General features: G+C 65.5%; 25 protein-coding genes and 1 pseudogene. 14 read left to right on the top strand and 12 right to left on the bottom strand.

Features of this window, described 5'->3' with window-relative positions; all coding sequences use genetic code 11:
• Nucleotides 1-12 precede the first annotated feature (12 nt).
• Nucleotides 13-1,038 (top strand): GGDEF domain-containing protein, encoded by a 1,026-nt coding sequence (locus ACYVBS_RS08585; protein WP_460823088.1) that lies wholly within the window; start codon nt 13-15, stop codon nt 1,036-1,038.
• Here the strand turns inward: ACYVBS_RS08585 and ACYVBS_RS08580 are convergent.
• Both ACYVBS_RS08580 and ACYVBS_RS08575 read right to left on the bottom strand, forming a co-directional pair.
• Complete coding sequence (locus ACYVBS_RS08580) at nt 1,035-1,766, bottom strand: hypothetical protein (RefSeq protein WP_460823087.1); 732 nt, start codon at nt 1,764-1,766, stop codon at nt 1,035-1,037. The genes ACYVBS_RS08585 and ACYVBS_RS08580 overlap by 4 nt on opposite strands.
• An 82-nt stretch (nt 1,767-1,848) precedes the next feature.
• Nucleotides 1,849-3,363, bottom strand: a complete 1,515-nt coding sequence (locus ACYVBS_RS08575; protein WP_460823086.1) for a M20/M25/M40 family metallo-hydrolase — start codon at nt 3,361-3,363, stop codon at nt 1,849-1,851.
• Nucleotides 3,364-3,468: 105 nt separating this feature from the next.
• On the opposite strand from ACYVBS_RS08575, the gene ACYVBS_RS08570 reads away from it, so the two are divergent.
• Nucleotides 3,469-3,897 carry an FHA domain-containing protein gene (locus tag ACYVBS_RS08570; RefSeq protein WP_460823085.1) on the top strand — a complete coding sequence of 143 codons (429 nt, stop codon included), beginning with the start codon at nt 3,469-3,471 and terminating at the stop codon, nt 3,895-3,897.
• A gap of 18 nt (nt 3,898-3,915) precedes the next feature.
• On the opposite strand, the gene ACYVBS_RS08565 is transcribed toward ACYVBS_RS08570, so the two are convergent.
• From ACYVBS_RS08565 to ACYVBS_RS08555, 3 genes and pseudogenes are all read right to left on the bottom strand, one after another.
• Nucleotides 3,916-4,374, bottom strand: a complete 459-nt coding sequence (locus ACYVBS_RS08565) for a hypothetical protein (protein WP_460823084.1) — start codon at nt 4,372-4,374, stop codon at nt 3,916-3,918.
• Between the two features lie 434 nt (nt 4,375-4,808).
• Nucleotides 4,809-5,933: pseudogene (locus tag ACYVBS_RS08560) on the bottom strand (PilT/PilU family type 4a pilus ATPase); the annotation flags it as partial.
• A 111-nt stretch (nt 5,934-6,044) separates the two neighbouring features.
• Nucleotides 6,045-6,965 (bottom strand): M14 family metallopeptidase, encoded by a 921-nt coding sequence (locus ACYVBS_RS08555; RefSeq protein WP_460823083.1) that lies wholly within the window; start codon nt 6,963-6,965, stop codon nt 6,045-6,047.
• A 146-nt stretch (nt 6,966-7,111) separates the two neighbouring features.
• On the opposite strand from ACYVBS_RS08555, the gene azu reads away from it, so the two are divergent.
• The 7 genes from azu (at nt 7,112) to ACYVBS_RS08520 (ending at nt 12,166) form a co-directional block, all read left to right on the top strand.
• The gene (gene azu / locus ACYVBS_RS08550) at nt 7,112-7,699 is read left to right on the top strand and encodes an azurin (RefSeq protein WP_460823082.1); all 588 of its coding nucleotides are present in this window, start codon (nt 7,112-7,114) and stop codon (nt 7,697-7,699) included.
• 63 nt (nt 7,700-7,762) lie between these two features.
• Entirely contained in the window at nt 7,763-8,599 is an 837-nt protein-coding gene (locus ACYVBS_RS08545; protein ID WP_460823081.1) for a class I SAM-dependent methyltransferase, read from the top strand.
• 113 nt (nt 8,600-8,712) lie between these two features.
• Entirely contained in the window at nt 8,713-9,516 is an 804-nt protein-coding gene (locus ACYVBS_RS08540) for a TSUP family transporter (protein ID WP_460823080.1), read from the top strand.
• Between the two features lie 191 nt (nt 9,517-9,707).
• Nucleotides 9,708-10,475 (top strand): DUF2189 domain-containing protein, encoded by a 768-nt coding sequence (locus ACYVBS_RS08535; protein WP_460823079.1) that lies wholly within the window; start codon nt 9,708-9,710, stop codon nt 10,473-10,475.
• A 170-nt stretch (nt 10,476-10,645) separates the two neighbouring features.
• On the top strand, nt 10,646-11,158 hold the full coding sequence (locus tag ACYVBS_RS08530; RefSeq protein ID WP_460823078.1) for a DUF2975 domain-containing protein: 513 nt from the start codon (nt 10,646-10,648) through the stop codon (nt 11,156-11,158).
• Between the two features lies 1 nt (nt 11,159).
• Nucleotides 11,160-11,381 (top strand): helix-turn-helix domain-containing protein, encoded by a 222-nt coding sequence (locus tag ACYVBS_RS08525; protein ID WP_460823077.1) that lies wholly within the window; start codon nt 11,160-11,162, stop codon nt 11,379-11,381.
• A gap of 140 nt (nt 11,382-11,521) precedes the next feature.
• Nucleotides 11,522-12,166, top strand: coding sequence for an outer membrane beta-barrel protein (locus ACYVBS_RS08520; protein WP_460823076.1), 645 nt, complete (start codon nt 11,522-11,524; stop codon nt 12,164-12,166).
• A gap of 27 nt (nt 12,167-12,193) precedes the next feature.
• Here ACYVBS_RS08520 and ACYVBS_RS08515 read toward each other — a convergent pair whose 3' ends face one another.
• Both ACYVBS_RS08515 and ACYVBS_RS08510 read right to left on the bottom strand, forming a co-directional pair.
• Nucleotides 12,194-14,797 (bottom strand): EAL domain-containing protein, encoded by a 2,604-nt coding sequence (locus tag ACYVBS_RS08515; RefSeq protein WP_460823075.1) that lies wholly within the window; start codon nt 14,795-14,797, stop codon nt 12,194-12,196.
• A 182-nt stretch (nt 14,798-14,979) separates the two neighbouring features.
• The gene (locus ACYVBS_RS08510) at nt 14,980-15,864 is read right to left on the bottom strand and encodes an acyltransferase (protein WP_460823074.1); all 885 of its coding nucleotides are present in this window, start codon (nt 15,862-15,864) and stop codon (nt 14,980-14,982) included.
• Between the two features lie 182 nt (nt 15,865-16,046).
• Between ACYVBS_RS08510 and ACYVBS_RS08505 the strand changes: the two genes are divergently transcribed.
• Together ACYVBS_RS08505 and ACYVBS_RS08500 are read left to right on the top strand one after the other, a co-directional pair.
• On the top strand, nt 16,047-17,258 hold the full coding sequence (locus ACYVBS_RS08505) for an RCC1 domain-containing protein (RefSeq protein ID WP_460823073.1): 1,212 nt from the start codon (nt 16,047-16,049) through the stop codon (nt 17,256-17,258).
• Nucleotides 17,259-17,666: 408 nt separating this feature from the next.
• Nucleotides 17,667-18,437 (top strand): LuxR C-terminal-related transcriptional regulator, encoded by a 771-nt coding sequence (locus tag ACYVBS_RS08500; protein ID WP_460823072.1) that lies wholly within the window; start codon nt 17,667-17,669, stop codon nt 18,435-18,437.
• 92 nt (nt 18,438-18,529) lie between these two features.
• Here the strand turns inward: ACYVBS_RS08500 and ACYVBS_RS08495 are convergent, their stop codons facing one another.
• From ACYVBS_RS08495 to ACYVBS_RS08485, 3 genes are all read right to left on the bottom strand, one after another.
• A complete protein-coding gene (locus tag ACYVBS_RS08495; protein ID WP_460823071.1) occupies nt 18,530-18,943 on the bottom strand; it encodes a hypothetical protein in 414 nt (137 codons plus the stop codon).
• Between the two features lie 183 nt (nt 18,944-19,126).
• Nucleotides 19,127-20,161, bottom strand: coding sequence for a lysyl oxidase family protein (locus ACYVBS_RS08490; protein ID WP_460823069.1), 1,035 nt, complete (start codon nt 20,159-20,161; stop codon nt 19,127-19,129).
• Between the two features lie 170 nt (nt 20,162-20,331).
• On the bottom strand, nt 20,332-21,306 hold the full coding sequence (locus ACYVBS_RS08485; RefSeq protein WP_460823068.1) for a GGDEF domain-containing protein: 975 nt from the start codon (nt 21,304-21,306) through the stop codon (nt 20,332-20,334).
• A 221-nt stretch (nt 21,307-21,527) separates the two neighbouring features.
• Here ACYVBS_RS08485 and ACYVBS_RS08480 point away from each other — a divergent pair, with 221 nt between their 5' ends.
• Both ACYVBS_RS08480 and ACYVBS_RS08475 read left to right on the top strand, forming a co-directional pair.
• Nucleotides 21,528-22,688, top strand: coding sequence for a hypothetical protein (locus ACYVBS_RS08480; RefSeq protein ID WP_460823067.1), 1,161 nt, complete (start codon nt 21,528-21,530; stop codon nt 22,686-22,688).
• A 162-nt stretch (nt 22,689-22,850) separates the two neighbouring features.
• Nucleotides 22,851-23,216, top strand: coding sequence for a DUF1428 domain-containing protein (locus ACYVBS_RS08475; RefSeq protein ID WP_460823066.1), 366 nt, complete (start codon nt 22,851-22,853; stop codon nt 23,214-23,216).
• 84 nt (nt 23,217-23,300) lie between these two features.
• Here ACYVBS_RS08475 and ACYVBS_RS08470 read toward each other — a convergent pair whose 3' ends face one another.
• Nucleotides 23,301-23,666, bottom strand: coding sequence for a DUF6164 family protein (locus ACYVBS_RS08470; protein WP_460823064.1), 366 nt, complete (start codon nt 23,664-23,666; stop codon nt 23,301-23,303).
• Between the two features lie 104 nt (nt 23,667-23,770).
• Between ACYVBS_RS08470 and ACYVBS_RS08465 the strand changes: the two genes are divergently transcribed.
• On the top strand, nt 23,771-24,253 hold the full coding sequence (locus ACYVBS_RS08465) for a pyridoxamine 5'-phosphate oxidase family protein (RefSeq protein WP_460823063.1): 483 nt from the start codon (nt 23,771-23,773) through the stop codon (nt 24,251-24,253).
• Nucleotides 24,254-24,274: 21 nt separating this feature from the next.
• On the opposite strand, the gene ACYVBS_RS08460 is transcribed toward ACYVBS_RS08465, so the two are convergent.
• Nucleotides 24,275-25,639 carry a hypothetical protein gene (locus tag ACYVBS_RS08460; RefSeq protein WP_460823061.1) on the bottom strand — a complete coding sequence of 455 codons (1,365 nt, stop codon included), beginning with the start codon at nt 25,637-25,639 and terminating at the stop codon, nt 24,275-24,277.
• Nucleotides 25,640-25,705: the final 66 nt, after the last annotated feature.

The raw sequence follows: 25,705 nt of genomic DNA, 5'->3' as shown, positions 1-25,705 counted from the left end.
CTGACCGCCCCGATGTCCGCCGTCCCCCAAACCGCACTCCCTACCGCTTTCGGCCACCTGGCGGAAACGCTCGGGCGCGCGCGCACCCTCGAAGAGCTGGTGCGCCCGCTGCTGGAAGCGCTGGAGGCCATCACCGGGATGGAGTCCACCTACCTCACCTCCATCGACGAAATGGCCGGCCGGCAGACGGTGTTGTTCGCGCGCAACACGCAGGCCATGCAGATTCCGGAGTCCCTGACGGTGCCGTGGGGGGACACGCTGTGTCGGCGTGCGCTCGACGAAGGCCGCATGCACACCGACGACGTGCCGTCGCTGTGGGGTGACTCCGAGGCGGCCCGCACGTTGGGCATCCACAGCTACATCAGTGCGCCGGTGCGGATGGAGGACGGGCACCTGTACGGGACGCTGTGCGCGGCCAGTGCGCGGCCATACGCCATCAGCGACGAAGCCCGCCAGGCGCTGCAGCTGTTCTCGGGCCTGATCAGCCAGCAGCTGGAACGCGAACGCTTGGTCCGCGATCTGCAGGCGGCCAACGCTGCGCTTTCGGCCAGCCTGCTCATCGACCCGGTGACCACCCTGCCCAATCGCCGTGCCGTGCTCGAAGACCTCACCCGTCGCCTCGTCCACGGCCACCGCTCGCAGGAATCGGTGCTGGTGGCCTTCCTGGACCTGGACGGCTTCAAGGCCATCAACGATCGCCACGGCCATGACGTCGGCGACCAGTTCCTGGCGGCCATGGGCGCCGCCCTGCGCCACGGCCTGCGGGCCGATGACTTTGTCGCCCGCATGGGTGGCGACGAGTTCGTGGCCGTGGCCTCGGTGCCTGCCGAGGGGGTGCCCCACGCGCTGGAGGCCTTCCGCCACCGGCTCGCCGCCTGCACGCAGGGCCAGTTCGCGCTGGGCACCGTGACGTTGGATTACGCGGGCCCCAGCATCGGCGTGGTGGCGGCCAATGACGCGGACACTGACGTCGAGGCCCTCATTGCTCGCGCCGACGCGGCGATGTACGCCGCAAAACGGACGCGTCGCGCGGGCTAGTCCCGCTCGCCCTGGGCATCGCCAGACAGCCCGCCGGCCCCGAGCCCCAGACCCAACCCCGCGCCGCCGGCCGCCATGCCTCCGCCGCCTGCGCCACCGCCGCCGCCCATCCCGCCGCCCCGGCCACCGCCATCGCGCCCCCCGCGGCCGCCGCCTCCGCCCGCCGAAGGACGGGTCGGACCTTGACGGGGCAGCACCAGATCTTGCGGCACTGGCTCCAGGTCCAGGACCTGCCGGATGAAGTCACGCAGCGATACCACGAGTTCGGCGGTGTGCACCCGCCGCCCGGCCACCAGCTCCGATGCCGCCTGCGCGGCCAGCCGCACCTGCGCGTCGGTGCCCAGCAACAGGATGTCCGAGAGTGCCGCCTCCACGGCATCGCGAATACGCCGCGAGCGGTCGGAACTCCCGGCCAACACTTCGGCCAATGCCTCGTCACCCTCGACCACGGCATCAGCGGGGTCACTGGACCGCCCTGGCCGCTGGCGCAGCTCGCGCAGGTGGGTGGGATCAACTTCCAGATCGCCGGTGAACGAACCGCCCAGCGTCTTGTACGCCGCAATCAAGGTGCGCAAGCGCTCGTTGATCTGCCGGTTTTCGCGTTGCCGCCGCTGCTGCACGGTCTGCATCACCAGCAGACGGATCCCCACGCCGACCAGCGTGATCAGCGCCAGCGCCAAGACCGTGGACAGCAGGCCCTGCCAGGAACTTACATCCAGATAGCGCATGCCGCGCCCCTCGTGCCGAACCAACTGCGACCCTGCCGTGAACGGTGTTCACGGCATGTCGAGGGATCGACCGAGGACCAGCCTATCGTCCCAGCTCGTACAGGTAATCCACGAAGGACATCACCGCGCCATCAAATCCCTGCACCTTCGGATTGCTGGATTCAATGACGAAGAATTCATCGGGTGCGTGTGCGCCGCCGCCGTGGCCAAGACCGAAATGGGCGGATGGCAGCGACAAGGGCGGCTGGGTGAAGACGAAACCCGGGTACGAGCCCGCCAGGCGCGGCCACATCAACGGTGCCAACCCCGCCCGGCGCAGCACCGCCAGTTGCGCCTGCACCAGCCGCGTGTCCGCGGATGTGCTGGTGGGGTCATAACCACCACTGACATTGACGGCGATGTCGGCAAACCCACGCTTGGCCAGATGGGCCTTCAGCGCTTCCACCGCGCCATCGCGCGTCATCGGGGGTACCAGTCGCATGTCGATCTTGGCCACCGCGCGATGCGGCAGGACCGTCTTGCCGCCGGGCCCGGTGTACCCGCCCACCAAGCCCTGAATGTTGACGGTCGGCTGCGACACCAGGCGTTCGTTGGCCTGCAGCCACGGCAGGTCGTCGATCCAGTGCGGCACGCCGAGGCCCTTCTTGGCCTTGGCCTCATCGCGCGCCCCGACCGAGCGGGCAATCATCGCCCGCTCCTCGGCGGTCAACGGCGCAGGCTTCGGCAAGCCGTCAATGGCAACGGTGTTTCCATCCTCCGACACCAGGGTGTCGAGCGCCTTGACCAGGCGCCATGCAGGGCTGTCGACCATGGCTTTCAGCGAGGAATGCACGTCCTTGGACGGGCCCCGCCCCCACGCCGCGCCATCGGCGACGAGTTCCAGCTCCACGACGCCCTTGGCCCCGAGGTTGACCGTCACGCCGCCATCGGCGTCCTGAAGCCCCATTGGCATGAACACGCCAATGCTCTTCTTCAACGCGGCCTGCACATCCGGACGCAGCACGAGCTTGGCGATGTTGGGCGAACCGATCTCCTCTTCGCCTTCCGCGACCAGCACCAGGTTCACCGGCATCGGCTGCCGCGCATCACGGATCGCATGGAGCGCCGCCAGGAGGGCCATCTGCGGCCCCTTCTGGTTGGTGGCCCCGCGCCCCACCATCACGCGCCCCAGTCCGGGCTTGTCCACCAGCCGGGCCTCCAACGGTGGCGACGTCCACTCGGCCGGGTCGAACTGCTTCACGTCATACATGAAGTACAGCCCCACCGTCGTCGGTGCGCCTGCGTCGTAGGTCGCGAAGACGCCGGGCTTGCCCCCGGTGTCCACGACCTCGACATGCTGGAAGCCCGCCTCGCGCGCCAACGCGGCCATGTACTCGGCGCCTTGCGCGGCATTGCGGTTCTCGGCCGCGATGGACGGCAGCGCGATCCAGTCCTGCAACGCCCGCACGGACGTATCGTGGCGCTTGACCGCGTGCTGGCGGATCGCGTCCCGGTTCGGTGTGGCGGCGTGCGCCGCACCTACCAATGCCAAGGCCAACCCGATCGCGCGGCACCCGCGACCCAGCACTTCACGCCCTGCGAAACCCGACTTGCCCATACGGCGCTCCAAAAGGTTGGCGATAGACCCGAGTCTATCCGTCTATACGCAATCGTGATCGACCGCGTGCTAGTGTGCGTGCCCGTCGCCCAAGTCCACCTACCCATGCCGACCCAAAGGCCTGACTCTGAATTCCTGCTTCGAGGTGTCGCTGGTAGCGCCTTTGGTCGGAGTTTTCCAGTGCTTTCGCGAGTCACGCTGGGCCGCTCGCCGGAGTCTGACCTTTTCCTTGATGAGGGGGGTATTTCACGGCAGCATGCACGCCTGCGGCCACTCGACTGTGGCCTGGAGGTGGAGGATTTGGGCTCCACGAACGGCACCTTCATCAATGGGCACCGTATAACGCTTGGCATCGCATGCGTTGGCGATGAAATTGCGTTTGATCAGGTGAGGTTCCGACTGGACGCCAAGCGGGAAACGCGACCAAGCGACACAGCGGAAGCCTCCCCCGTGGATCATCCCGCCCCAGCAAAGCAGCATTGGATCGACACAATTACCGGGCTTTTTCTGGGACGCAAGGACCGGGCAAGATAAAAATACGCAACAGCCGCATCATGCAGGCTTCAGCCCCGCCACGCCCAAGGTCGCCAGCAGTTCTACCGTCCGACGGTACTGAAGAGCGGACACTTGGCGTACACGTATCTTGGCCTCGAGTTGCTCGACGGCAGTGGCTGTGCCGGCGCTAGACCTTTCGCGACTCCACCATTCTCCGAGTACGCCCCCCATCAGCAACCCGCCAACGGTCGAGGTCAACCACATAATTCCTGCGATTGACAAGGAAGACGTCGACTCGTGAGAAACAGCGCCACCGCCCAAAAAAAGGGCAACAAAGGCAATTCCACTTGAAATAGCCCCAACCAAGGCCGCAACACCATGTTTGTGCAGCAGGTAGCCCATCGCTTGCGTTCGATCGGGCGCCGATAGCTCACGTAAGGCCATGGCTTCGGCCGGCACAAATTCGATTTGCGCTTCACGCAGCCCAACCTCCGAAACCAGCGCGGCGGCTGCCATCCTGGCCACGCGCCAGGAATCAAATACCGCTGTTACCGTTCGATTTGCGCACCGCGCACTCATCGTTCTCGGGCTCATAGAAAGACCTGACATTCAATTACCTTCAGGCTTGCAGAGGCTGCGTAAGCGATCGATGAACAACGCTCCTAAACATCGGCGAAAGCTGAATGGAACGATGGAAAACGTTGGGTCACATTCAGCGACCGGCGCGATAGCCTCGTGGTTTATGAAGCCGACATTCCATGCATGCCGCGCACCCTGCAACATCCGACTTGCAGTTCCATACCACCGAATCGCTGAGATCAGTTCCCGCCCGCCTGCTTGGCTGCCTTCAACCGCTCCAGCTCCATCAGCTCGCGCGTATCCTGCTGGCGGCGCAATTCCTCCCGTCGCAAGGCTTCCACCTCTTCGGGGCTGGGATCTTCGTGCAACGCCAATGACGAACCCGCCACCATGGCCGGTTCACCGCGGCTGCTCTTGAGTTTGATGTTCAATCGCAGTTCGTTGGCCGAATCCGCGTTGCGCAGGGCCTCCTCGTAGGAAATCATGCCCTCGTTGTAGAGCTCGAACAGCGCCCAGTCGAAGGTGCGCATGCCCAGCTCACGCGAACGGTTCATGATGCCCTTGAGCTCGTTGAACTCGCCCTTGAAGATCTTCTCGGCAATGGTCGGCGTATTGATGAGGATCTCGATCGCCGCCACACGCCCCTTGCCATCTTCCGTGCGGATCAGGCGCTGGGAGACGATCGCCCGCAGGTTGGCCGACAGGTCCATCAGCAACTGCGTCCGCCGTTCCTCCGGGAAGAAGTTGATGATGCGCTCCATCGTCTGGCTCGCGCTGTTGGCGTGCAGCGTGCTCAGGCACAAATGCCCGGTCTCCGCGAACGAGATCGCATGCTCCATCGTCTCCGCATCGCGGATCTCGCCCACCAGGATCACATCCGGCGCCTGACGCAGGGTGTTCTTCAGCGCGTGGTGCCAACTGTGGGTATCCACGCCGACCTCGCGGTGCGTGACCAGCGACTTGCGTGATACGTGCGCGTACTCGACGGGGTCCTCGACCGTGATGATGTGGCCTGCTGACGTACCGTTGCGGTGGTCGATCATCGCGGCCAGCGACGTCGACTTGCCCGAGCCGGTGCCGCCCACCACCAGCACCAGCCCGCGCTTTTCCATGACCACGTCTTTCAGTACCTCGGGCAGGCGCAGCTTCTCGAAGTTGGGGATCTCCGCGGCGATGGTGCGCACCACCATGCCCACCTGGCCCTGCTGCACGAACACGTTGACGCGGAAGCGCGAAACGCCCGGCACGACGATGGCGAAATTGCTCTCCATCTCCTGCGCGAATTCCGCCCGCTGCTTGTCGTTCATCAGCGACTCGGCCAGTTTGGCCGTCACCGCACCGGTGAGTTTCTGCTCGGTCAACGGCGTCATGTGGCCGTTGGACTTCATGCTGGGCGGAAAATCGTGCGCGATGAACAGGTCCGAGCCGCCCGCCTTCACCATCGACGCCAACAGGCGGTGCATGTAGTCGCGGGCTTGTTCAGGCGTGAGGGACATGGCGCGTTCAGGGTGAGGAGGCGGCCCATCTTGCCATCGCGTTCACGCCCGCCCGATGACCGAATTCCCAAACTGCGACGCAGCGCAAACCCTGAACGTCAGGTGGCGCGCTTACGGATGGACCAATGCGTAATGCAGCGCCCCGCGCACCGACGCGGCCTGCGCCTCGTCACACTGCGCCGGGGTTGCACGCGGACTGTCCGGATAAACCTCGGTCGTGGTGCGGTAACGCGCATTGGTCACGCCACCGCACAACCCCAGCGAGCGGTACGCGTACTCGATCACGCCGGGCGCCACCACGGGCGAGCCGATGATGGTGCCGTCCGGATCCGCGGGCGCAATGTGAGTCACCTCGGCCACCGCAGCCAGCACCGCCTGCTGGAACGCAGGCTCGGGCGCTTCGCTGTCGGCACACAGATAGAAGCCATCGGGAATGGTGCCGGGTTCAAACGGCTTGCCATCTCGCGCCGCCAGCGCCGGGCGGAACTCGGTTTCATCCGTGTCCGTGGTTTCGTGCAGATCCACATGGACGACGATGCGATCGCGCAGCGGCGCGACCAGTGCCATCACGGCCGCCGACTCCGCCGCGGGACTGCCCGCGCGGAACGAGCGGTTAGGGTCAATGGCGTTGGCATTCCAGCGATGGATGCGCTCGTAGGCCCAGGGACTGACACACGGGGCCACCAGCACGTTGATGCGGCCGGCATAACGATCCGCGTCCTGCGCGACAAAACGCAATGCACCGTGGACGCCACTGGTTTCGTAGCCGTGGACGCCCCCGGTCACCAGCGCCACGGGCAGGTCGTCACGCCAGTTACGGTTGCGCAGGGCCAACAGCGGATACCGGTCGGGCCCGTATTCAATCTGGCCGTATTCGACCACGTCAAAACGGTCGCGGAGGCCGTCGATGACGCTCAGCACCTCATCGGCGTAGCTGCGCTGGCGTACCTGTCGCGCCAACCATTCCGCTCGCTCCGCATCGCCCCAGGGACGACCGGGAGTGCCAACGGGGTAGAAGGACGGCGTGTTCATGCGCGGGCTCACGGGTAGACGGCTGGGTGGGGCCGACAATCTAGCATCCCGTCCGGTGTCCGTCGGCACGACCTTCCGCGACCTTGACACTGGCTTACACCCTGCGGAGTACAGTCGGCCGCGGTGAAAACCGTGGAGACGTTCACATGAAGTTGCCGCACTTGATGCTCACCGCCGCATGCACGCTGGGATTGGCCGCCTGCAGTGAACGATCGCCGCCACCAGCGGCAGAGACGACCCCCGCACCGGCCGCCGCCCCCGAGCCTGCGCCGGTCGAAACGCCGCCGGCCACCGCTCCTGCACCCGCACCTGCGCCTGCCGCGACGGACAAACCCGCCGCTGTGGTCAGCAACTGTGCCACCGAGATCGAAGGCGACGATGCCATGCAGTACAACGTCGGCTCGATCGTTGTCCCGGCATCCTGCAGCGAGTTCAAGATCACGCTGAAGCACACCGGCAAGATGCCGGTCGCTGCCATGGGCCACAACGTCGTCATCGCCAAGGCCGCCGACATGCAGGCCGTGGCCGCCGATGGGATGGGCGCCGGCGCCTCCGCCGGTTTCGTGAAGGCGGGCGACGCGCGCGTCATCGCGCACAGCACCCTGGTCGGTGGTGGCGAGACGACCTCGGTCAGCTTTGCTGTCGCCAAGATCAAGGACGGCGGCCCGTACGAGTTTTTCTGCAGTTTCCCGGGTCACGCCGCCATCATGAAGGGCACCATCAGCGTCCAGTAAGCCCGGCGCGGCACGGCAGGTTCCGGTACCCTGCACCCCTTTCCAGATTCCGGATCCCCCGCCGTGCCGCACTACACCGGCCCCCTGCTGACCCGCCCGCTGGCCGAGGCGCTGCTGGCCGCGCGTGACGGCGGCGCCGATCGTTGGAGCGGCTCGCTCGACCTGGGCCGCACCACCACGGAAGTAATGCTGGCCGCGGATGCGTGGCACTGGCACGGCCAGGCGTTTCCGTACCCGCCCAAGCTCAAGGACCGCACCATCTATTACTGGGATGGCGAGGCGTTCGAGCCGGTGGCGCGCTATTCCGGGTCGCTGATCAAGCTGGTCCCCACCGAATGGGGCGCGCCTACCTTCGAGATTGATGGCATCAAGATGCTGCCGACCTCCAAGGCATCGCCGGTGGAGGATGCGCGCCGCAAGGTCGCCCTCGTCCAGCCGCTGGGCAAGGTCGTGCTGGACACCTGCGGTGGCCTGGGCTACTTCGCCGCCTGCTGCCTGGAAGCGGGGGCGGCTCGCATCCAGTCGTTTGAGAAGAATGCCGACGTGCTGTGGTTGCGCACGATCAACCCCTGGTCACCCGATCCCGAGGCCAGTGACGGCCGGCTCGAGTTGAGCCACGCCGATGTTTCGCAGGCCATCACCCAATTGCCGAATTCCTCGGTGGACGTGCTGTTGCACGACCCGCCGCGTTTCGGCATCGCGGGCGAGCTCTACTCCCAGGTCTTCTACGACCAGTTGGCTCGCGTCCTTCGCCGCGGCGGCCGGTTGTTCCACTACACGGGCACCCCCAACGCCCTGACCAGCGGCCGCGATGTGCCGCGCGAAGTGGCCAGGCGACTGGAGAAGGCCGGCTTCAAGCCCGAACTGGCCCTGGACGGCGTGCTGGCCGTGCGCCGCTGATCCCTTGGCCCACCCGGCGTCACAACAGGCCACGGTCGTTGTCGGTATGGGGCGCACGGTCTGCGGGCTGGGACGTTGGCTACACTGCGCGCCCTGCCTGCCGCAATTGAATGATGGAATTCGCCCCTGAGGCCCTTGTTTTCCTGATGGCCGTCGCCTTCGTGGCCGGCGGCATTGACGCCATGGCCGGTGGCGGTGGCCTGTTGACGATTCCCGCGCTGCTGGCCGTGGGCGTGCCTCCCGTGGCCGCGATCGCCACCAACAAGCTGCAAAGTGCCCTGGGCACCACCAGTGCCGTGGTCGCGTTCGCGCGCCGCGGCCACATCGATTTCCGGCGCTTCGCCCTGCCGGCCGCGGGCGCCTTCGTCGGCTCGGTGGGCGGCGCGTGGCTGCTGCAGCGCATGAACCCCTTGGTGCTCTCAGGCGTCATTCCGGTGCTGCTGGTGGCGATGGCGAGCTACTTCCTGCTTGCCCCGCGCATGCGCGAGGATGATTCCCACCATCGCATCGGCCCGATCGCGCTGGCCGGGGTGATTGCACTGATTGGCGCCTACGACGGCTTCTTCGGTCCTGGCACCGGCTCGTTCATGACCACGGCGCTGGTGGCCCTCGGCGGACTGGGTCTGGTGCGCGCCACCGCACAGACCAAGTATTTCAACCTAGCCAGCAACCTGGCCGCGCTCACCGTCATGATTGCCGGAGGTCACGTGTTGTGGGTTGCTGGTCTGGCCATGGCCGTGGCCAACGTGCTCGGGGCACAACTGGGCGCACATGCCGCCATGCGCTTTGGCGGACGCGCCGTGCGTCCGGTGCTCGTCGTGATGTGCCTGGCATTGACGGTCAAACTGCTGTCGGACCCGGGCAATCCGCTGCGCCTGGCCGTACTCAACGGCGACGTGACCCGACTGGTGCAATGACGCGCGCGGACGGTGGAAGCGACGCCGTCCGGCCATCGAAAAACTAACGTTCAGACGGGCGTTCAAGGCATTGCTTCAAACGCCTGTACCAACGCGCGGTGCTAGAATCGTGCGCGACACAGCACCCCCGCACGCCCGTCGGACGATGCCGCCCCGGGTCTCGTGTCCCGTCCTTCATGGAGGACGCCAAGATGACCCTGCATTCTGGCGCACTGCGCACTCACCCCGACCACGGGGCCTCGCACATCGCCCCTGGCGAGCCGTTCCAATGGCTTGCCAACGGCATCGGCGATTTTCGCCGCACGCCCACGGTTGGCTTGATGTACGGCTTGATCGTGGCGGTGATGGGCTGGCTGGCTTTCACCTTGGGCAACCACCCCTATTTCATTGCCGCCGCGGCAACCGGTTTCCTGTTGCTGGGGCCAATCCTGGGCGCGGGTCTGGTCGAAACCTCACGCGCGATCAGCATCGGTGAGACACCCACGTTCGACACCTCGCTGCGCGGGCTGGGCCCACATCGCAGCGACCTCGAACAGTTTGCGCTCGTGCTCCTCGTCCTGGCCGCCGCATGGTTCCTGGTGTCCGGCTGGGTGCTCAACGCCACGATGGGACCGATCGCGCCCAACGTTGAGCTGTCGCTGTGGGACAGCGCACTGGCGATGATGTCCGCTGACCAATGGCTCGCTTGGGCGATCATTGGCGGTGTCCTGGCCGCGCTGAGTTTTGCCGTGTCGGTCATCACCGTGCCGGCGATTCTCGACCGCGACACTGGCGCCAGCGAGGCGATCCGCACCAGCCTGCGGGCGATTGCGCGACATCCGCTGGCCTGCGCGGAATGGGCGCTGATCATCGTGCTGCTGACGGCAATTGGCATCGCCACCGCACTGGTGGGACTGGTGGTCATCTATCCGGTGCTGGGTCATGCCAGTTGGCACGCCTACCAAGCGCTGCGCGACTGACCTCCCGCTCGGATGACAGTAACTGCAGCAACGCGACCGGCCCACGCGGCTGGCCCGGTCGCGTAATGGCCCCGTGTGGGCCCACACCCAAGCGGGTGACTTCCAGCCTATTTTTATCGTATTTCGATATGCCTATTATCGCTATACGATAATTTCGCAGGACTGCCGCCATGACCCGAACCTCTGCCCACGCCCTTGCCGTGGCCCGCCCGGTCATCCAGGGGCTGACCCTTCTCAACGTGATTTACGCCGCCGGCATCTCGTTTCTGCTGGTGTGGAGCTTCTTCATCGAAGGCTGGCCACAGCGCCCGCTGGGCTTCGACCTCGTCAACATGCACCCGCACGCGCCCAATGGCCTGCGCGTCATCGTGGTGATCGGAATCATCGGGGCGGTGATCGTGCACGGCATCCTGCGACGCGTGCTGGCCATCGTCGACACCGTCCGTGATGGCGATCCCTTCATCCTCGAAAACGCGCGTCGCCTTGAGGCCATTGCCTGGAGCATTCTGGCGCTGGAAGTGCTGCGCATGATCGTCGCCGCCATCGCCGCAGTGGTGTGGGAGTCAGGGCGTGTGGACGGATTCTCCATCGCATCCTGGTTCGCCGTACTGCTGGTGTTCGTCCTGTCCGGCGTATTTGCGCGCGGCGCCGGCATGCGTGCCGACCTGGAAGGCACGGTCTGACATGGGCATCCTCATCCGGCTCGACGAAGTCCTGCACGCACGTCGCATGACGCTCACCGAACTTGCCGCCCGTGTGGATATCACCGTTGCCAACCTGTCGATCCTCAAGACCGGCAAGGCCAAGGCCATCCGGTTCTCCACCCTGGAGGCGATTTGCGCCGTGCTGGACTGCCAGCCCGGCGACCTGCTGGCCTTTGATCCGAATGCCGTGTCCGGCGATTAGTCCAGCCGGCAGATTCACGCACCAGCGCACGTTTCTGGGGAAGGATTGCAGCGCCGTTCACTGACGCCGGTTACCCTACGCAGCTGCGTCGTAGCCGACCCGGCACGCGCGCCTACGCTCCCCAACGGACCCCATTCCCCATGCGCAAGCTTGCCCACGTCGCGGTCTTCGCCGCTTGTTTTGCCGCCACTCCCCTGGCCCATGCCGGCGACTTCTTCATCAACGGCCAGGCAGGCCAGATGGCGCTGAATGGCGATGACTTCGATGGTGACGACAGCAGCCTGGTGCAGGCCAGCGCCGGTTACCGCTGGGGCATCGGCATGGCGCAGGTGGGCCTGGAGGGCGGCGTTGGCAAGCTGGGCCAGCAGGAAGACAACAGCCGTTTTGACTACACCGGCGGCTATGTCGACCACAGCTACACGCTGGACACCCGCTACGCCTTCGTGGGCCTCAATGCACGCATCAAGCCGCCGGTGGTGCCGGTGTACGCCGTGGGCCGCGCCGGGTATGTCGGCTTCAGGCACGAGCTGGAAGCCACCTCGGTGGACCACCCCCTCAACACCTCGCCCGTCACGGACCACCGCGCGTTCGACGACCACGACGGCGGCACCTACGTGGGCGTCGGCGTCGGCACCACGATCCTGCCGTTGCTGGACGTCGGCCTGATGTACAACCAGTACCGCTACTCGCAGGTTCAGTACAACCCGGTCAACGACGAGTACGAATTGTCGAACGACAAGCGGGACGCGCGCAGCGTGAGCCTGACGGTGGAATACCGCTTCTGATCCACGGTCGCATCCGGGCGGGGCGGCCTAGCCGCCTTGCCCAGCCGCGGCTCGCGTAGCAAGCCAGTCCTCGAAGTCGCTGGCCGCCATGGGCCGCCCATACAGGTAGCCCTGCACCAGGTCACAGCCTTCGGCGCGCAGGAAGTCGCTCTCATGCGACTGTTCCACGCCCTCGGCCAGCGTCTGCATCTGGAGGTTCCGGGCCAGCGCGATCACCGTGCGGCAGATCTGTTCGTCATCGGGGTCATTGCCAATGCCGCTGACGAACGCGCGATCGATCTTCAGCCGCGCCCGCGGCAGGCGCTTGAGATACGCCAGCGATGAGTGGCCGGTACCGAAGTCATCGATGGCCAATCGCACGCCGGAGGCCGTCAGCGCCTGCAGCACCGCGACGGCCCGCTCCGGGTGGCGCATCAGCACGGACTCGGTGATCTCCAGCTCCACGCGATCGGGGGCCAGCCCCACCGATGCCAGCACCGCCGCCACCTGTGCAGGCAACTGATCTGCGTCCAATTGTTTCACCGAGCAATTCACGGCGACGGCAGGGACGCGCAGGCCACTTTCATCCCACGCTTTCAACTGGCGACAGGCCGCCTCCAGCACCCACATCCCCAACTCGTCTATCAGGCCGATTTCCTCGGCAATGGGGACAAACTCCAAGGGCGACAGCAGGCCCCATTCGGGATGCTGCCAGCGCACCAGCGCCTCCACACCCACCAACGTGCCGTCGCGCAGGTCCAGTTGCGGCTGGTAGTGCAGTCGCAACTCACCGCGTACCAACGCCAGCCGAAGGCCATTTTCGATGGCCAGACGGTGCACCGCACCGGTGGACATCGCCATCTCGAAGAACGCATACCGGCCGGGACCCAAGCGCTTGGCTTCATACAGCGCCAGCTCGGCGTGCTTCAACAGCGCATCGGCACCCTCTCCATCCTGCGGGAAGATGGCGATGCCCGCACATGCGGTCATCACGACCGGATGCTCGGCGACCAACAGGGGCTGTGCGCACGCGTCCAGCATCGCCTGGGCGCAGGCGGCGGCACGGTCCTCGTCGCCGCCGGGCAGCACCAGCACGAATTCACCGCCGCCCAACCGCGCGAGGAAGCCGCCTTCCGGCAGGATGCCCGTCAGCCGTTTCGCTGCCGCCTGCAGCGCCTGGTCGCCAATGGCATGGCCCAACGTGTCGTTGATGTTGCGCAACCGGTTGTGGTCGAGCACCACCACGGACAAGGCCGCCCCTGGGCGCTGCACCGCATCCTCCACATACAGGTGAAGCAGCTGCCGGTTGGGCAAACCGGTCAGCGCATCGTGGTGCGCCACGAAACTCAGTTCCGCCGCATGCGCACGCGCTTCGGACAAGTCCGTCCACGTCACCACCACCTGCAGCGGAGCGCCCTTCCCTCCCGAGAGACGTTGCAGTCGCTCGTGGATGTAGCGCGTCGCGCCCTGCCCATCCCGCACGCGGTACTCCCGCGTGAGCAGCGGCTGGTGCCGCAGGTATCCCACGGCCGACTCCAGTGCGTTGCGGTCGTCGGGGTGCACGTGGCTGCGCCACCAGTCCGGCTGCATCATGCAGTCGAGCTGGAACCCATACAGCCGCGTGATGTTGGGGCTGACCCAATCCGGCACGAGCTCCTCGCCCTGCTGGTGTGCCAGGAACAGCGCCACGGGGCTCACTTCAAGCACGTGCTCCAGCTGCCGGCGGGCATGTTCGGAGTCTGCCGTGGCGCGTTTCACCCGCCAGCGCAGGACCAGTGCAAACACCGCCAACGCCAGCAGCAGGGTGCCGCCGGTGGCTGCGGCGGGCCACACCCAGCGCGGCATCAGCACCACGGGAGCGGGCGCCAGTGCACGGCTCATGGCCTGGAAATAGATCGAGCGCGGATCCTCCTGCCAACGCTCAATACTGGCATCGATGCGCTGCAGCTCACCCGCATGTCGCCCCTTGCCTGCGGCGAAATACAGGCTCGCTGGCGAGAACAGCACCGGTGTTGCTTCCAGGCCAAAGGCACGCGCAGAGCGGCGCCCAAAGAAATTGTTGGAAACGACCACGTCCGCCCGGCCGTCGCGCGCCAAGGCAAATGCTTCCGGATAGCTGTCGGCTTCAAGCAGCGTGGCACGCTTGCCCATGGGGCCCAGCGCGTCCAACAACGCACGCTGCTGCATCCCCCCGCGTAGCAACGCGACGCGCAGCCCGGCCAAGTCCCGCAACGAGTTCACGCGCACCCCGGGCCGACGGTAAACCTGCGACCAGGAGTACGTCACCGGCATGCGGTGGAAGTCGAAGCGGGTGGCGCGCTCCGTTGTGTAGGCCACGTCCGGCATCAGGTCCAGGCGACCATCGGCCAGCTGCTCCAGGCAGTCGGCCCATTCGCAGCGCACGTATTCCAGCTGCCAGCCTTCCTGCTGGGCCATTGCGTCGAGCAGTGTCACAAACAGGCCGGCAGGCCGGCCGTCACGGTCGACGAATACCTTGGGCGCGTTGTCGTACACGCCCACTCGCAGGTTCACGTGAGCGACGGCAGGGGCTCGCGGCCGCCCCACCACCAGCCATGCGCCAAGGCCGACCAGCCCGATCACGGCGACCAAGCCCGCCAGCATGATTGCCCATTGCTTCCTGCGTGAACGCATGCGCCAGCCCCTCCCCCTGATCGGCAGCATAGCCGAGGAAGCGGGGCTACACGACGCGCAGGGGCACCAGAAGCGAAGTCACGCTCTTGGACCCCTATCCCACCGGCAGTGTGGGGCCGCGTTTCGCGACCCAGGTCGCATTACCGTGCCCGTCAGGCGAAAAGCCGCGCCCCGCCTATGCCTCAGCGGCCATTGCCCAACAGTTGCCCCAGCGCGTCATCCTTTTCCCGCCACACCCCATTCATCCACTGCTGGAACTGCGCACGGAACGCGCGGTCGTTCTGGTAGTCGCCGCGCAGCATTTCCTGCGGGATCGCACGTTGGCGCACGTCAACACGCACCTCCGGCACACGGTTGGCCAACAAGTCCACCAACGACGGCGAGCCGCCGGGGTACGCGATCGTCACGTCCAGGATTGCGTGCAAGCCCTCGCCCATCGCGTCCAACACAAACGCCACCCCGCCGGACTTGGGCTTGAGCAGGTGCCGGTAAGGCGATGCCTGCTTGGCGTGTTTGGCCGCAGTGAAGCGCGTGCCTTCCACGAAGTTCATGATCGCCACGGGAATGGCGCGGAACTTCTCGCAGGCCCGGCGCGTGGCGGCAATATCTCGCCCGGCCAACTCGGGTCGCCGCGCGATCTGCTTGGGCGTGTACCGCCCCATGAATGGGAAATCCAACGCCCACCACGCCAGCCCCAGCAGCGGCACCCAGAACAGCTGTTGCTTCAGGAAGAAGCGCAGCAGCGGCATGCGGCGATTGAACACTTTCTGCAGCACCAGGATGTCTACCCAACTCTGATGGTTGGCCAGAACCAGGTAATGCCCGTCCGGCTGCGGGGCGGCGTCTTCACGAACCGTCAGCCGCGTATCGGTGAAGCGGTCCCACATCCAGTTGTTCACGCCGATCCAGCTTTCCGCCAGCCCCGTGAGCAGCGGGTTGCTGGCCACGCGCAAGCGCTTGGAGGGCAACAAGGCCTTCACCAATGCCACCAGCAACAGTGGCACCACATGAACCACGGTACTGGCCGCGATCAACAAGAAGAGCAATGTAAGGCGCAGAGCGAGCATGGCACCGGGCGCACGTTGGAAAGAGGCCTATTGTCCAGCGGAAATGCCGGGCAAGTCACCCGCTGCGTTCATTTTCGACTGACCGCCGCCATCAGCATTCCGCGTGACTCATTGAACACACCCACGGTCTGTCCATGCGGTCTCCGCAAGACCCGGTGGCCGTGCTCGCCGGAGCTCGAACAATGTACGCATGTGAAAACCTGCCTGCCGACCCGCGCAATCCGGACGTACTCCGCTCCGAGCGTCCGCGTCACTGGCGCGGACTCTGGCTTGCCGCCTGCCTGGCCTGGCCCGCGTTAGGCGCGGCCCAGAGCACGGTGGTCGCATGGGGCGACGGCGAACAGGGGCAGCTGGAGTTGCCCCCCGGAATCACCAATCCCCGGGCCATCGCCGCCGGCAGCGCGCACAGCGTGATTGTGCTCGCCGACGGCAGCGTCGTGGCCATCTCCTACCCGGTGTTTGGCAGGACCGATGTTCCTGCAGGACTCACTGACGTGGTGGCGGTGGCCGCCGGCGGTAACTCCAACGTGGCACTCAAATCCGATGGCACGTTGGCGGCCTGGGGCTACCTGCAGACCGAGCCCGAATCCTCCATGCCCTCGGGACTCAACCGGATCATGGCGGTTGCGCAGGGCGGCGGCCACGCGCTGGCGCTCCGCTCCAACGGCACCGTGGTGGCCTGGGGCTGGAACGACGACGGCCGCGCCACGGTGCCTGATGGCCTCAGCAACGTCACAGCCATCTCCGCGGGTTCGTACCACGCGCTGGCATTGAAATCCGATGGCACGGTGGTGGGATGGGGCCGCAACGATGATGGCCAAGCCAGCGCACCCCCGGGCCTCGCCAACGTGGTCGCCATTTCCGCCGGCAGTGTGAACAACCTGGCGCTGTTGGAGAACGGCACCGTCGTGGCCTGGGGCGCGGACACTCCCGTGATGGACGTGCCCGCAGGCCTGTCCGACGTGGTGGCCATCGAGGCGGGCGCACTCCACGGCCTTGCGCTGCGCGCCGATGGCACGCTGGTGGCGTGGGGCGACAATACCTACTCGCAGGCCACCATTCCCCCGGGGCTTTCAGGTGTAACGAAAATCGCCGCCGGCAGCATGCACAACGTGGTGGTGCGACAGGACGGTCCTACTCCTCAGTCCGCCATCCTCGAGCTGCGCGATGATGTCGAAGCACTGGAGGGCGCGCCCGTCGCCCCTGCACTCCGCGCCAACCTCAATGCGGCCTTGCGGGGGCTGGCCGCATCACGCACGGCGCTTGCGTGCCACGCGCTGAAAGCTTTCGCCCAACTGGCACAGACGCATTCGGGGCGGTGGCTGACGCCGGACCAGTCCAGCTACTTCGTCGCCCAGGCGAACGACATTCGGCTGATGCTGGGATGCGGGTAGCGGCCTAGCCCCGCTCCGCCCAGATGTGGCGAGGCGCAACGAGGGCATGGAATCGGCGAACCTCCGGGCGGGGGCCTGTTGTCCCGGTGAGCCCGTAGCCGCGTCACTCTGCCCCGTTGGCGGACCGGCAGGCGTGATCCCCCGCGTGGGTGAAACGCCCCGTTCGCCTGACCGTGTTTCGCTAGCTGCGTCGTAGTGCTGAATACGCGCTTCCCGGTCGGCTGGGAAACGAACAGCACATGGACAGGCGATCACATCCGGGGACGTGGAGTGCAACCGGCTTGGATCTGGTCCTTTGGGGTATTTGGGACATTCATCCAAGTAAGCGCGCCTGGCTCGCCATGCGCGATCCGGAGTTAGGTCCCCGGCAAACGTCCCGTCGCTGTTCAACCGAACAGGATGATTACGATGCACGTAGAACAAGACCGCGCTGCGTGTACCGGTGCGGCAACCTACCCGCCACCGTCTGACCTCGAGGAGTTCCCGGCCCCCGCCGTCGCGCCTATCGCGGTCATGATCGCGTCCAACCGCCAGTCCCTGCATGCGGCATGGGTTTCCATGCTCGCCTGCGAGGCAGGCATTGAGATCATCAACGAGCCTGCTGTGGACGCCGCTGGCCTGACCACCGGTGTGGAGCGTCATCGCACCCAAGTCCTGCTGCTCGACAGAGCGTTGCTGGATACGCTCTACTCACAATCGCTGCAGAGAATCCACGAGCAGCACCCACAATTGCGCGTGCTCCTGCTGGGGGACGCACCCTACGAGGGCGTCGTGGTCGACGTGTTGCGCCATCGGCTGCACGGCTTCTTGCTGGCAACATGCCCGCCCCAGGCCGCCCTCAAAGCCATTCGCGCTGTAAACAGAGGCGAACTATGGCTGTCGCGTGCAGCGCTGACGATGGCGGTTGCGGACCTATTAGGGCTTTCGAACCATGATCAGTCGGAAGCACCATCCGATGTACTCCGCATCGACGCTACCGAAGCACTCACCCCCCGGGAATTGCAGGTCGTAGCGCTCCTACGCCGGGGATGCATCAACAAGGAAATCGCGCAGGAGCTGGGGATCATGGAAGACACCGTCAAGAAACACCTGCAGAGCGTCTTTTCTAAGTTGGGTGTACGCCGACGCGCGCTGGTCGCACTGCGCCAGCTTCCGGCTGCATCCCACTGCATTACGTAATCCAGCCGAAGCAGAAACGCGGCGCAGTTGAAACGGTGTGAATCCCGTTCAATCGCTGCCGCGTCTCTGCGCGCAGACCCTCCGCTGCCGGGTCAGTTTCCCGGCTCCTCCGGCTGCGGGATGACCCGCGTCCCCATGCACTCCACGTTGGACGCCTTGTGGGGACCTATCTCCGATGCCAGGTGCAACGGCGGATCAAAAAGAAGATCGACGAAGCCATCCCCATGGGCGATGTGGGCCGCAGCTGAATTATCCCCGGCCCCAATCACAATCCCCAGGAATTGGTCGTCATTGGTAAAAATGATAGTCCCACCGCCTACCAGCTCTACCGAACAGTTGCCGGTGGCTTCACAGTTGGCGCCCAAGTCCCGCGGCCCGCCAATGTTGTGGCAGATGAGGTCCGTCGGGGGCGGGTCTTTATCGCCAGCGCAGGCAGCGCCCACCATCAGGGTCGCGCCTACACTCAGCACAGCCGTCGCAAGTGATTTCGTCGTCAGCTTAATCATTTCAGTCTCCCATACACAGGTTGATTGAACGGATGCAAATACTCGTGGGACTCACTTGTCATGACCCGAAAAACACGCGCTCCATGTGTCCCAACGGCACGGTGCCAGACCCGAAATAGCCAAGCCATTCCACAAAAGAGGAACGGGCTTATCCAAACGAAACTGGTGCCGCGCCACGAGCTACTATCGGGTGACGATGAAGCCCCGATACAACGTGCCGCCGCTGCCGACACGCACGTTCCAGTACTGACTCTTTCCAGACTGTTTCTTGTAAGGCACGGTCACGGTGGCCGTGATCTGGTCGACAGTGGCGGTGTCCGACGCCAACCGCACGTTGCTGGCGACTGGCCGTGAGCCGCCTCCGCCGTCAAAGCTGACACCCATGCCAGGGGTGAACCCGTATCCGGTGATGGTGACCTGCACACTGGTACCCACGCGCGCCGAATTAGGCGAGATGGACGCCACCGAAGAACACAGTCCGCTGCTGTCGAGCACGGTCACGGTGCTCGGCTTCTTGATGCTGAGCAGCACGCACGACAGGTTGTCGTTCTCATTGGATTCAACGAGAACCTTCTTGGGGTCGACTTCGATCTTCAGCTTGTAGATGCCATCGGCGTTGGCGCTGAAATCGATCTCCTGGCCAGCGAGATGCGCGCCGTAGGTGTCACCCCACCCCACCGACATGCCCTGGAGGTCGCGGCCACACCGGCTGTAGAACGCTTGACCCGGCGCACCCGGCAGTCCGAGGCTGATCGGGGAGGTGTCCATCACGCAGAACGTGGTCTTGGCACCAATGCGCTCCGACCCGCCCGGCGCATTGACCGGCTGGAGCGTGTACAGCGCATAGTCATTGAAATGCATGTGCTCGTGCTGCGGGTGGTATTCGAACGCACCGGCATAATTGAGGGTCGAACCACCCCCGCTCTGGTACACGACTTGGTACACACGCAGCTTGCCCGACCCGGTCTCCACTTCACCGGCGGCAAGTTCCAGCGGCCCGGCGCCGTTGTTCCACGTGGTCGTGCTGAACCGCAGCGTGGAACGGCCGCCGGAATCGGTGATCAACGATAGGCCGAAGGCCGGAAGCGAGATCAGGTTCGGCGGCAGTGCCGTCTGTGCGGCGGCAGTGCCCGCCAACGAGAGCGCGCCGACCAGCGCCGATGCCAGCCAAGGCAAGCGCGTGCTCCGCGAATGATGAGGGGTGGGGGCCTGTTTCATGAGTCGTCTCCTTGCCCGGGTTCGGCGGTGGGTCCGCCCAACCTGTCAGGGTCGACCGAGGTCGGCAATTCCTCTAAAGGGGAGGTCCAGACACGCGGACTCGCGTCGGTGCCGGGTGCCGACAGGCGTCTGATCCCCGGCAGATGCGTTCCAGTGGGAACGCGGGCGCGCTATGCGCCCTTCACTTCGATCCGGTTCCTTCCTCCGCTCTTGGCGGCATACAGCGTCCGATCCACGGTTTCGACAAAATCGCGGGCGACAGCGCCTTCCCCCACCACGGCCGTGCCCACGCCAATGCTGGCGCTCACGCAATCGCTCACGCCTGAGCCCCCGTGCGGAATCCGCAAACCCGCCAGACCGCTTGCACACCGGCCCGCCAGTTCGCGGGCCGTCGCCTCGTCGGTCTCGGGCAGCAACAGAATGAACTCCTCGCCGCCAAACCGGGCCACCACATCCCGCGGCCGCCGTGCGATGTCCCCCAGCAGTCGCGCGACACGCTTGAGGCATTCATCGCCGGCGACATGCCCGTAGGTGTCGTTGTATTGCTTGAAGTAGTCGATATCAAGCACGACCAGCGACAGCGGCTTGCCGCTGCGCCGCGACGCATTCCATTCCATCTCCAGCCGCTGGTCAAACATGCGCCGGTTGGCGATGCCCGTCAGTCCATCGGTGAGCGACAGCTGCTCGAGCTCCTTGTGCAGGCGCAGCAGTTCCTCTTCGGCCTTCTTGCGCTCGCTGATGTCGAACATGAACCCGATCAGGCTGTCGACCTCGCCGTTGGCCTTGCGCACCACGTGCACCACGTCGCGGATCCAGACATAGCCGCCGTCCGGGGTCAGTGCGCGATAGTCAGCCTCATGGTCCACGCCGGCCTGCGACTGCGACACGCAGAACCCCACGACAAACTCGCGGTCTTCCGGATGCATGCGCGATGCCCAGTCTTCCACCGTGACCCAGCTGCCCTGCGGCCAGCCCAGCAGCGCTTCGATCTGAGGACCGATGTAGGCGAAGCGCATCGTCGCCCAGTCGATCTTCCAGGGGATGGCCTTGGTCGACTCAAGCAAGGTCTTGTAGACCCCGGCATTCTCGAGGACGTCCTGTCCGTGCCCGGAGCCGAACTCTGCATGCAAGGGGGCTACGCTCATGAGCAGGGATGGTACGGGGGAAGCTGCACAGTCGTCCAACGCCCATCGACCCTAGGACTGCAACTGCCACCCTCAAGCCGAAGGCAACCGCCGAGGGGGGGGTAAGGCACTCATCCCTGCGTTCTACCCAAGCTTGCCCCGCCCGCGGAGGCAGCATCGCGGTGGTCGGCAACAGCGAAAGACCGCCCAACTATGGATAGTGACCCGGAGAGAAAATCCGCATGTTGAAGCACACCCTGCTTGGCACCTGCGTCGCCGCCGCCCTGACGATGGGCCTCAGCGCCGCCCCGTCGGTCGCAGCTGCCACGCCATCCGCCTCTGCCAATGCGAGCACGCAATACCCCGCACTGCTGGCCCGCGCCGAAGCACTCAAGGCCCAGCTGCCGCGGGACTGGAAGGCCAGCGATGCGCTCCGCCACGGCATTGGGGATACCCAGTGGGCACAGATCGCACGTAACGCGATCAACCCCGGTGACTACCAGTGCAACCCGACCGCACTGGGCGACTATATCGACGGCCAGATCGCCAGCATCAACGACACCAGCCTGTACATCCTGGCCGTGTTCGGCGGGCTTGACCTGCCCAGCTACGATGCCCTGGTTTACGGCGACGGCACGGCCGCCAACACCTACGGCGCCAACGGCGAGTACACACTGAAGCTGACCCACGATTTCCGCGACCTCAAGCACTTCTGGGACGTCACGGGCAACTTCGACATGGTTCCGATGCACGGCACCGCCGTGTTCAGCAGCCTGGAGCGCACCGAGCGCGCCGTCGAGATCCTGTACGGGCCGGGCCCGCTGGCAAGCGCAGTCGCCGACCTGATCTACACCGTGGTGCACCTTGACCCGGCGCTGAAAAAGGGTGCACACCCCCTGTTCACCTTCAATGCCTTCGCATTCCCGGGACTGCCGGCGCTCGGCATCCCGGAGCGCATCGTGATGGGTGACGGCATCATGCAGGGCATGGCGGCCGTTGGCCTTGGCGAAACCGGCCCGCGCGCCATCCTCGCGCACGAATTCGGCCATCAAGTGCAGTTCAAGAAGGGCCTGTTCAATTCACCGCTGACCGGCGCAGAAGCCACCCGTCGCACCGAGCTGATGGCCGATGCCTTCGCCACCTACTACATGACTCACAGCCGCGGCCTGGCCTTCAACGCCAAGCGCCTGCTGCCCTCGCAGAAGTCGTTTTATGAGGTGGGCGATTGCGGCTTCAGCTCCGCTGGCCACCATGGCACTCCCAACCAGCGCCTCGTCAGTTCGGCGTGGGGCGCCAACGAGGCGGCGTCCGCGCACAAGCAGGGCCACATCCAGCCTGCGCTCTCGCTTGCCTGGAGCTTTGATGCGGCACTGCCTTACTTGATCCAGCCCGACACGCCGTAAGGCGCGCCCGGGATGCAAGGCGGCCGCCGCTCTACGTGGCGGCCGCAACCGGGCGCACCGGCCAGGACTCGGGGCCACGCATTTTCCCGGAAAGCCGCTTTCACGCGGCGCTTCCATACGCAAGCACACAGTCGCAGGCACGCCCGCTGCCAGGAGCCTGCCATGTCCTACGTCGATGGATTCATTCTCGCCGTCCCGACTGCCAACAAGGACAAGTTCATAGCGCACGCGCGCTTGGGCGACTCGGTATTCATCGAATACGGCGCTCTGCGCGTTCTGGAGTGCTGGGGCGACGACGTCCCCCACGGCAAGCTCACTGATTTTTACGGCGCGGTCAAAGCCCAGGAGGACGAGACCGTGGTGTTCTCCTGGATCGAGTGGCCGGACAAGGCTACCCGCGACGCGGGCATGAAGAAGATGATGGAAGGCAACGACCCGCGCATGGATCCGGAGAAGAATCCGATGCCGTTTGACGGCAAACGGCTCATCTACGGGGGCTTCCAGCCGGTGTTGGAGCTGACGCGCTAAACCCCCGTCGTCGTCGCGCGACTGGCCGGCAATCCGCGTCGCATCGCCACGGAAACGGGCTACGCACGCCCCACTCCGAGGGGTTCAGCCGCGCAACAGGATCACCGGCAGCGCCAGCAAGGCCAGCATGAACAGGATGCCCAGCACGGTCAGCGCGACCCGTGCCGGCTCGTTGCGCAACACCGAAGCAAACGTCTCTGCCGTGCCTTGGCGCTTTGCGTCCTCGTACTCCTCGCGGGCGCGCCGCTGTCGCCGCGCTTGGTACTCGGCCATGTGGCGCTTGGCTTCGGCGAAGTCAGCCTCATCCGTCACCCAGATGCCGCCGAAAGAAATGCCCCACCGGCTGGGCTTGGTTTCGTAATACGCGATCCGGTGTTCATCGAGCATCGCGCGCACGTCGTCGGCCTCGTCATCGGGCACGTTGCGCAGGTTCATGAGCAATTTGGACATCCCTATACATTAACAGCCAACCGCTGCCTCGGACCTGGGCGAGCACGCCTCGATCACACAGGCGCGGTTACACCTGTGGTCACCCACATTCCCCGGAAGCAGCCGTGACCCAACAACAAGACCTGGAATCCAAGTTGTGGAAGGCGCTGGAAAAGGACCGCACCGTGATGCTCGGCGCCACGGGCGTGAGTCCGCGCCCCATGACCGCACTGGCCGAGGATCAGCGTGCGCCGTTGTGGTTCTTTACCGCCAGCGACACCGAACTCGCCCAATCGCTTGAGGGGAGCCGCGGACACGTCGCCGTCGCCACGTTTGCTTCCAAGGACCACGAACTGTTCGCCAGCATCAGTGGCCATGTCGTCATCGACAACGACCGCGCCGTCATCGACCGCCTGTGGAACCCGTTCATTGCCGCGTGGTTTGAGGGAGGCAAGGACGATCCCAAACTGCGCCTGCTCCGCATGGACACCGGCGAGGCACAGGTCTGGCTCAACGAAAACAGCCTCCTGGCAGGCGTGAAGCTGCTGCTGGGCGTTGACCCCAAGAAGAGCTACCGCGACAAGGTAGGCGAAGTTGACCTGCGCTGAGGGGCCACTGCCGGGCTGACGTTACTGCGTCCCCGAAGCAGGGGCCGGCAACGTCCATCCCGCCTTCACCAGCCCGTCCCGAAGCAGCGCGTCAGGCTGTGCGGGCACCTCGTATGCCACGTCGCGGAGGAACCGCACGGTGCGGGAATCCACCCGCTGCGCCGCCACATCGATGAACGTAGTGGTATTCCAAGCTGCGCCCGCAGCGACCTTGGCCTGGAACTCGCGCCACACGCAGGCGAGGCCGCAAGCCCCTTGGCTGGCACGCATTGCAGCGGCATCCACCGCCATCTGCATGACGAAGCCGCAGGCATAAGAGGCCTCGAAGGAACCGTCCACGTGCGCCTGCGTCAGCGCGTGCTGCCCAATGCCAGCGGCACAGGTGCCCAGCGAGGACTGCAATCGCGCCTCCACTGCCCCCCGTTCCACCACCCCCAGCGCCTGCAGCGCGACGGCCGCCAGCGCATCAGCCCCGCCCTCGTGGATCCAGCTGTCGCCCGCATCGGCCAGAGGGGCGAACCGTTGGTACAGATGCGCGGCCTCGTGCGCGAAGAACCAATCCAGCCGCGACGCGAATGCCGCCGTCTTGAAGGCCTCGTGGCGGCCGTACAGATGCATGAAGACCTGCCCTGGCAGTGTCCCGCCCTGGAAACCGTAACCGCCGTCAGGATGCGCCTCGTCGCGCGAGGCGAACAGCATTGGCCGCGACGACAGCACACCGAACTCATGCCCGTAGAACGCCATCAGCCGAGGCAACAGCGACTCCAGTCGCCCTCGCGTGTCGGCCGGGAACGCCGCGTCGATCACCGCAACCACATCCGGCGTAGCCACCGGTAGCGCGCGCCCGACATACAGGTTGGTTCCGTCACCACTGTCCTCGATACGAATGGTAGGCACGACCTGCCCGTGGACGATGCCATGCGCGCCTGTCGGTGGCTGCAATGACAACCGGAATGATTCGCCGCCCACGCAGCGATCCACGCACGCATGGAATCGGCCGCTATGGATGAGCAGCCCGCCGTCGCCAAACGGGGCGAATGGCGCGTAATCCTTCTCCAACGTCATGTAGCGCGGCGACATGCGGAATGCGACGTGGTCGAAGGCCGCGCCGTCCGTCCGGCGAATGACCTCTTCTCCGCCCTCCAGCGCGATCGTCAATTCGGGATCCACCGGAGTCCAGGTCTTGGCGCGGTTGCCCTTTTGGTCGACTCGCACGAAACGCAGCGTTCGAGCCGGACGCGGCAGGGCATAGCGCACCTCCCACTGCCCGCCCTGCGACACGAGATGGATGCCCACGGACGACGGGGCCTCTTCCGCATGCAGCGGGAGGGCACAGGCCGCAGCCAAGGTCAGTGACATGCAGCCCAGCAGGGACTTCAGTTTCATGGGAGGCGTTCCGCGGAAGTCGTTCGTGCGCAGCCATGATGGTGGCTAGGCGTGCACCCAATGAGT

This window comes from Lysobacter olei (assembly GCF_054777355.1).
This window is presented reverse-complemented; position numbering and strand designations above follow the sequence as displayed.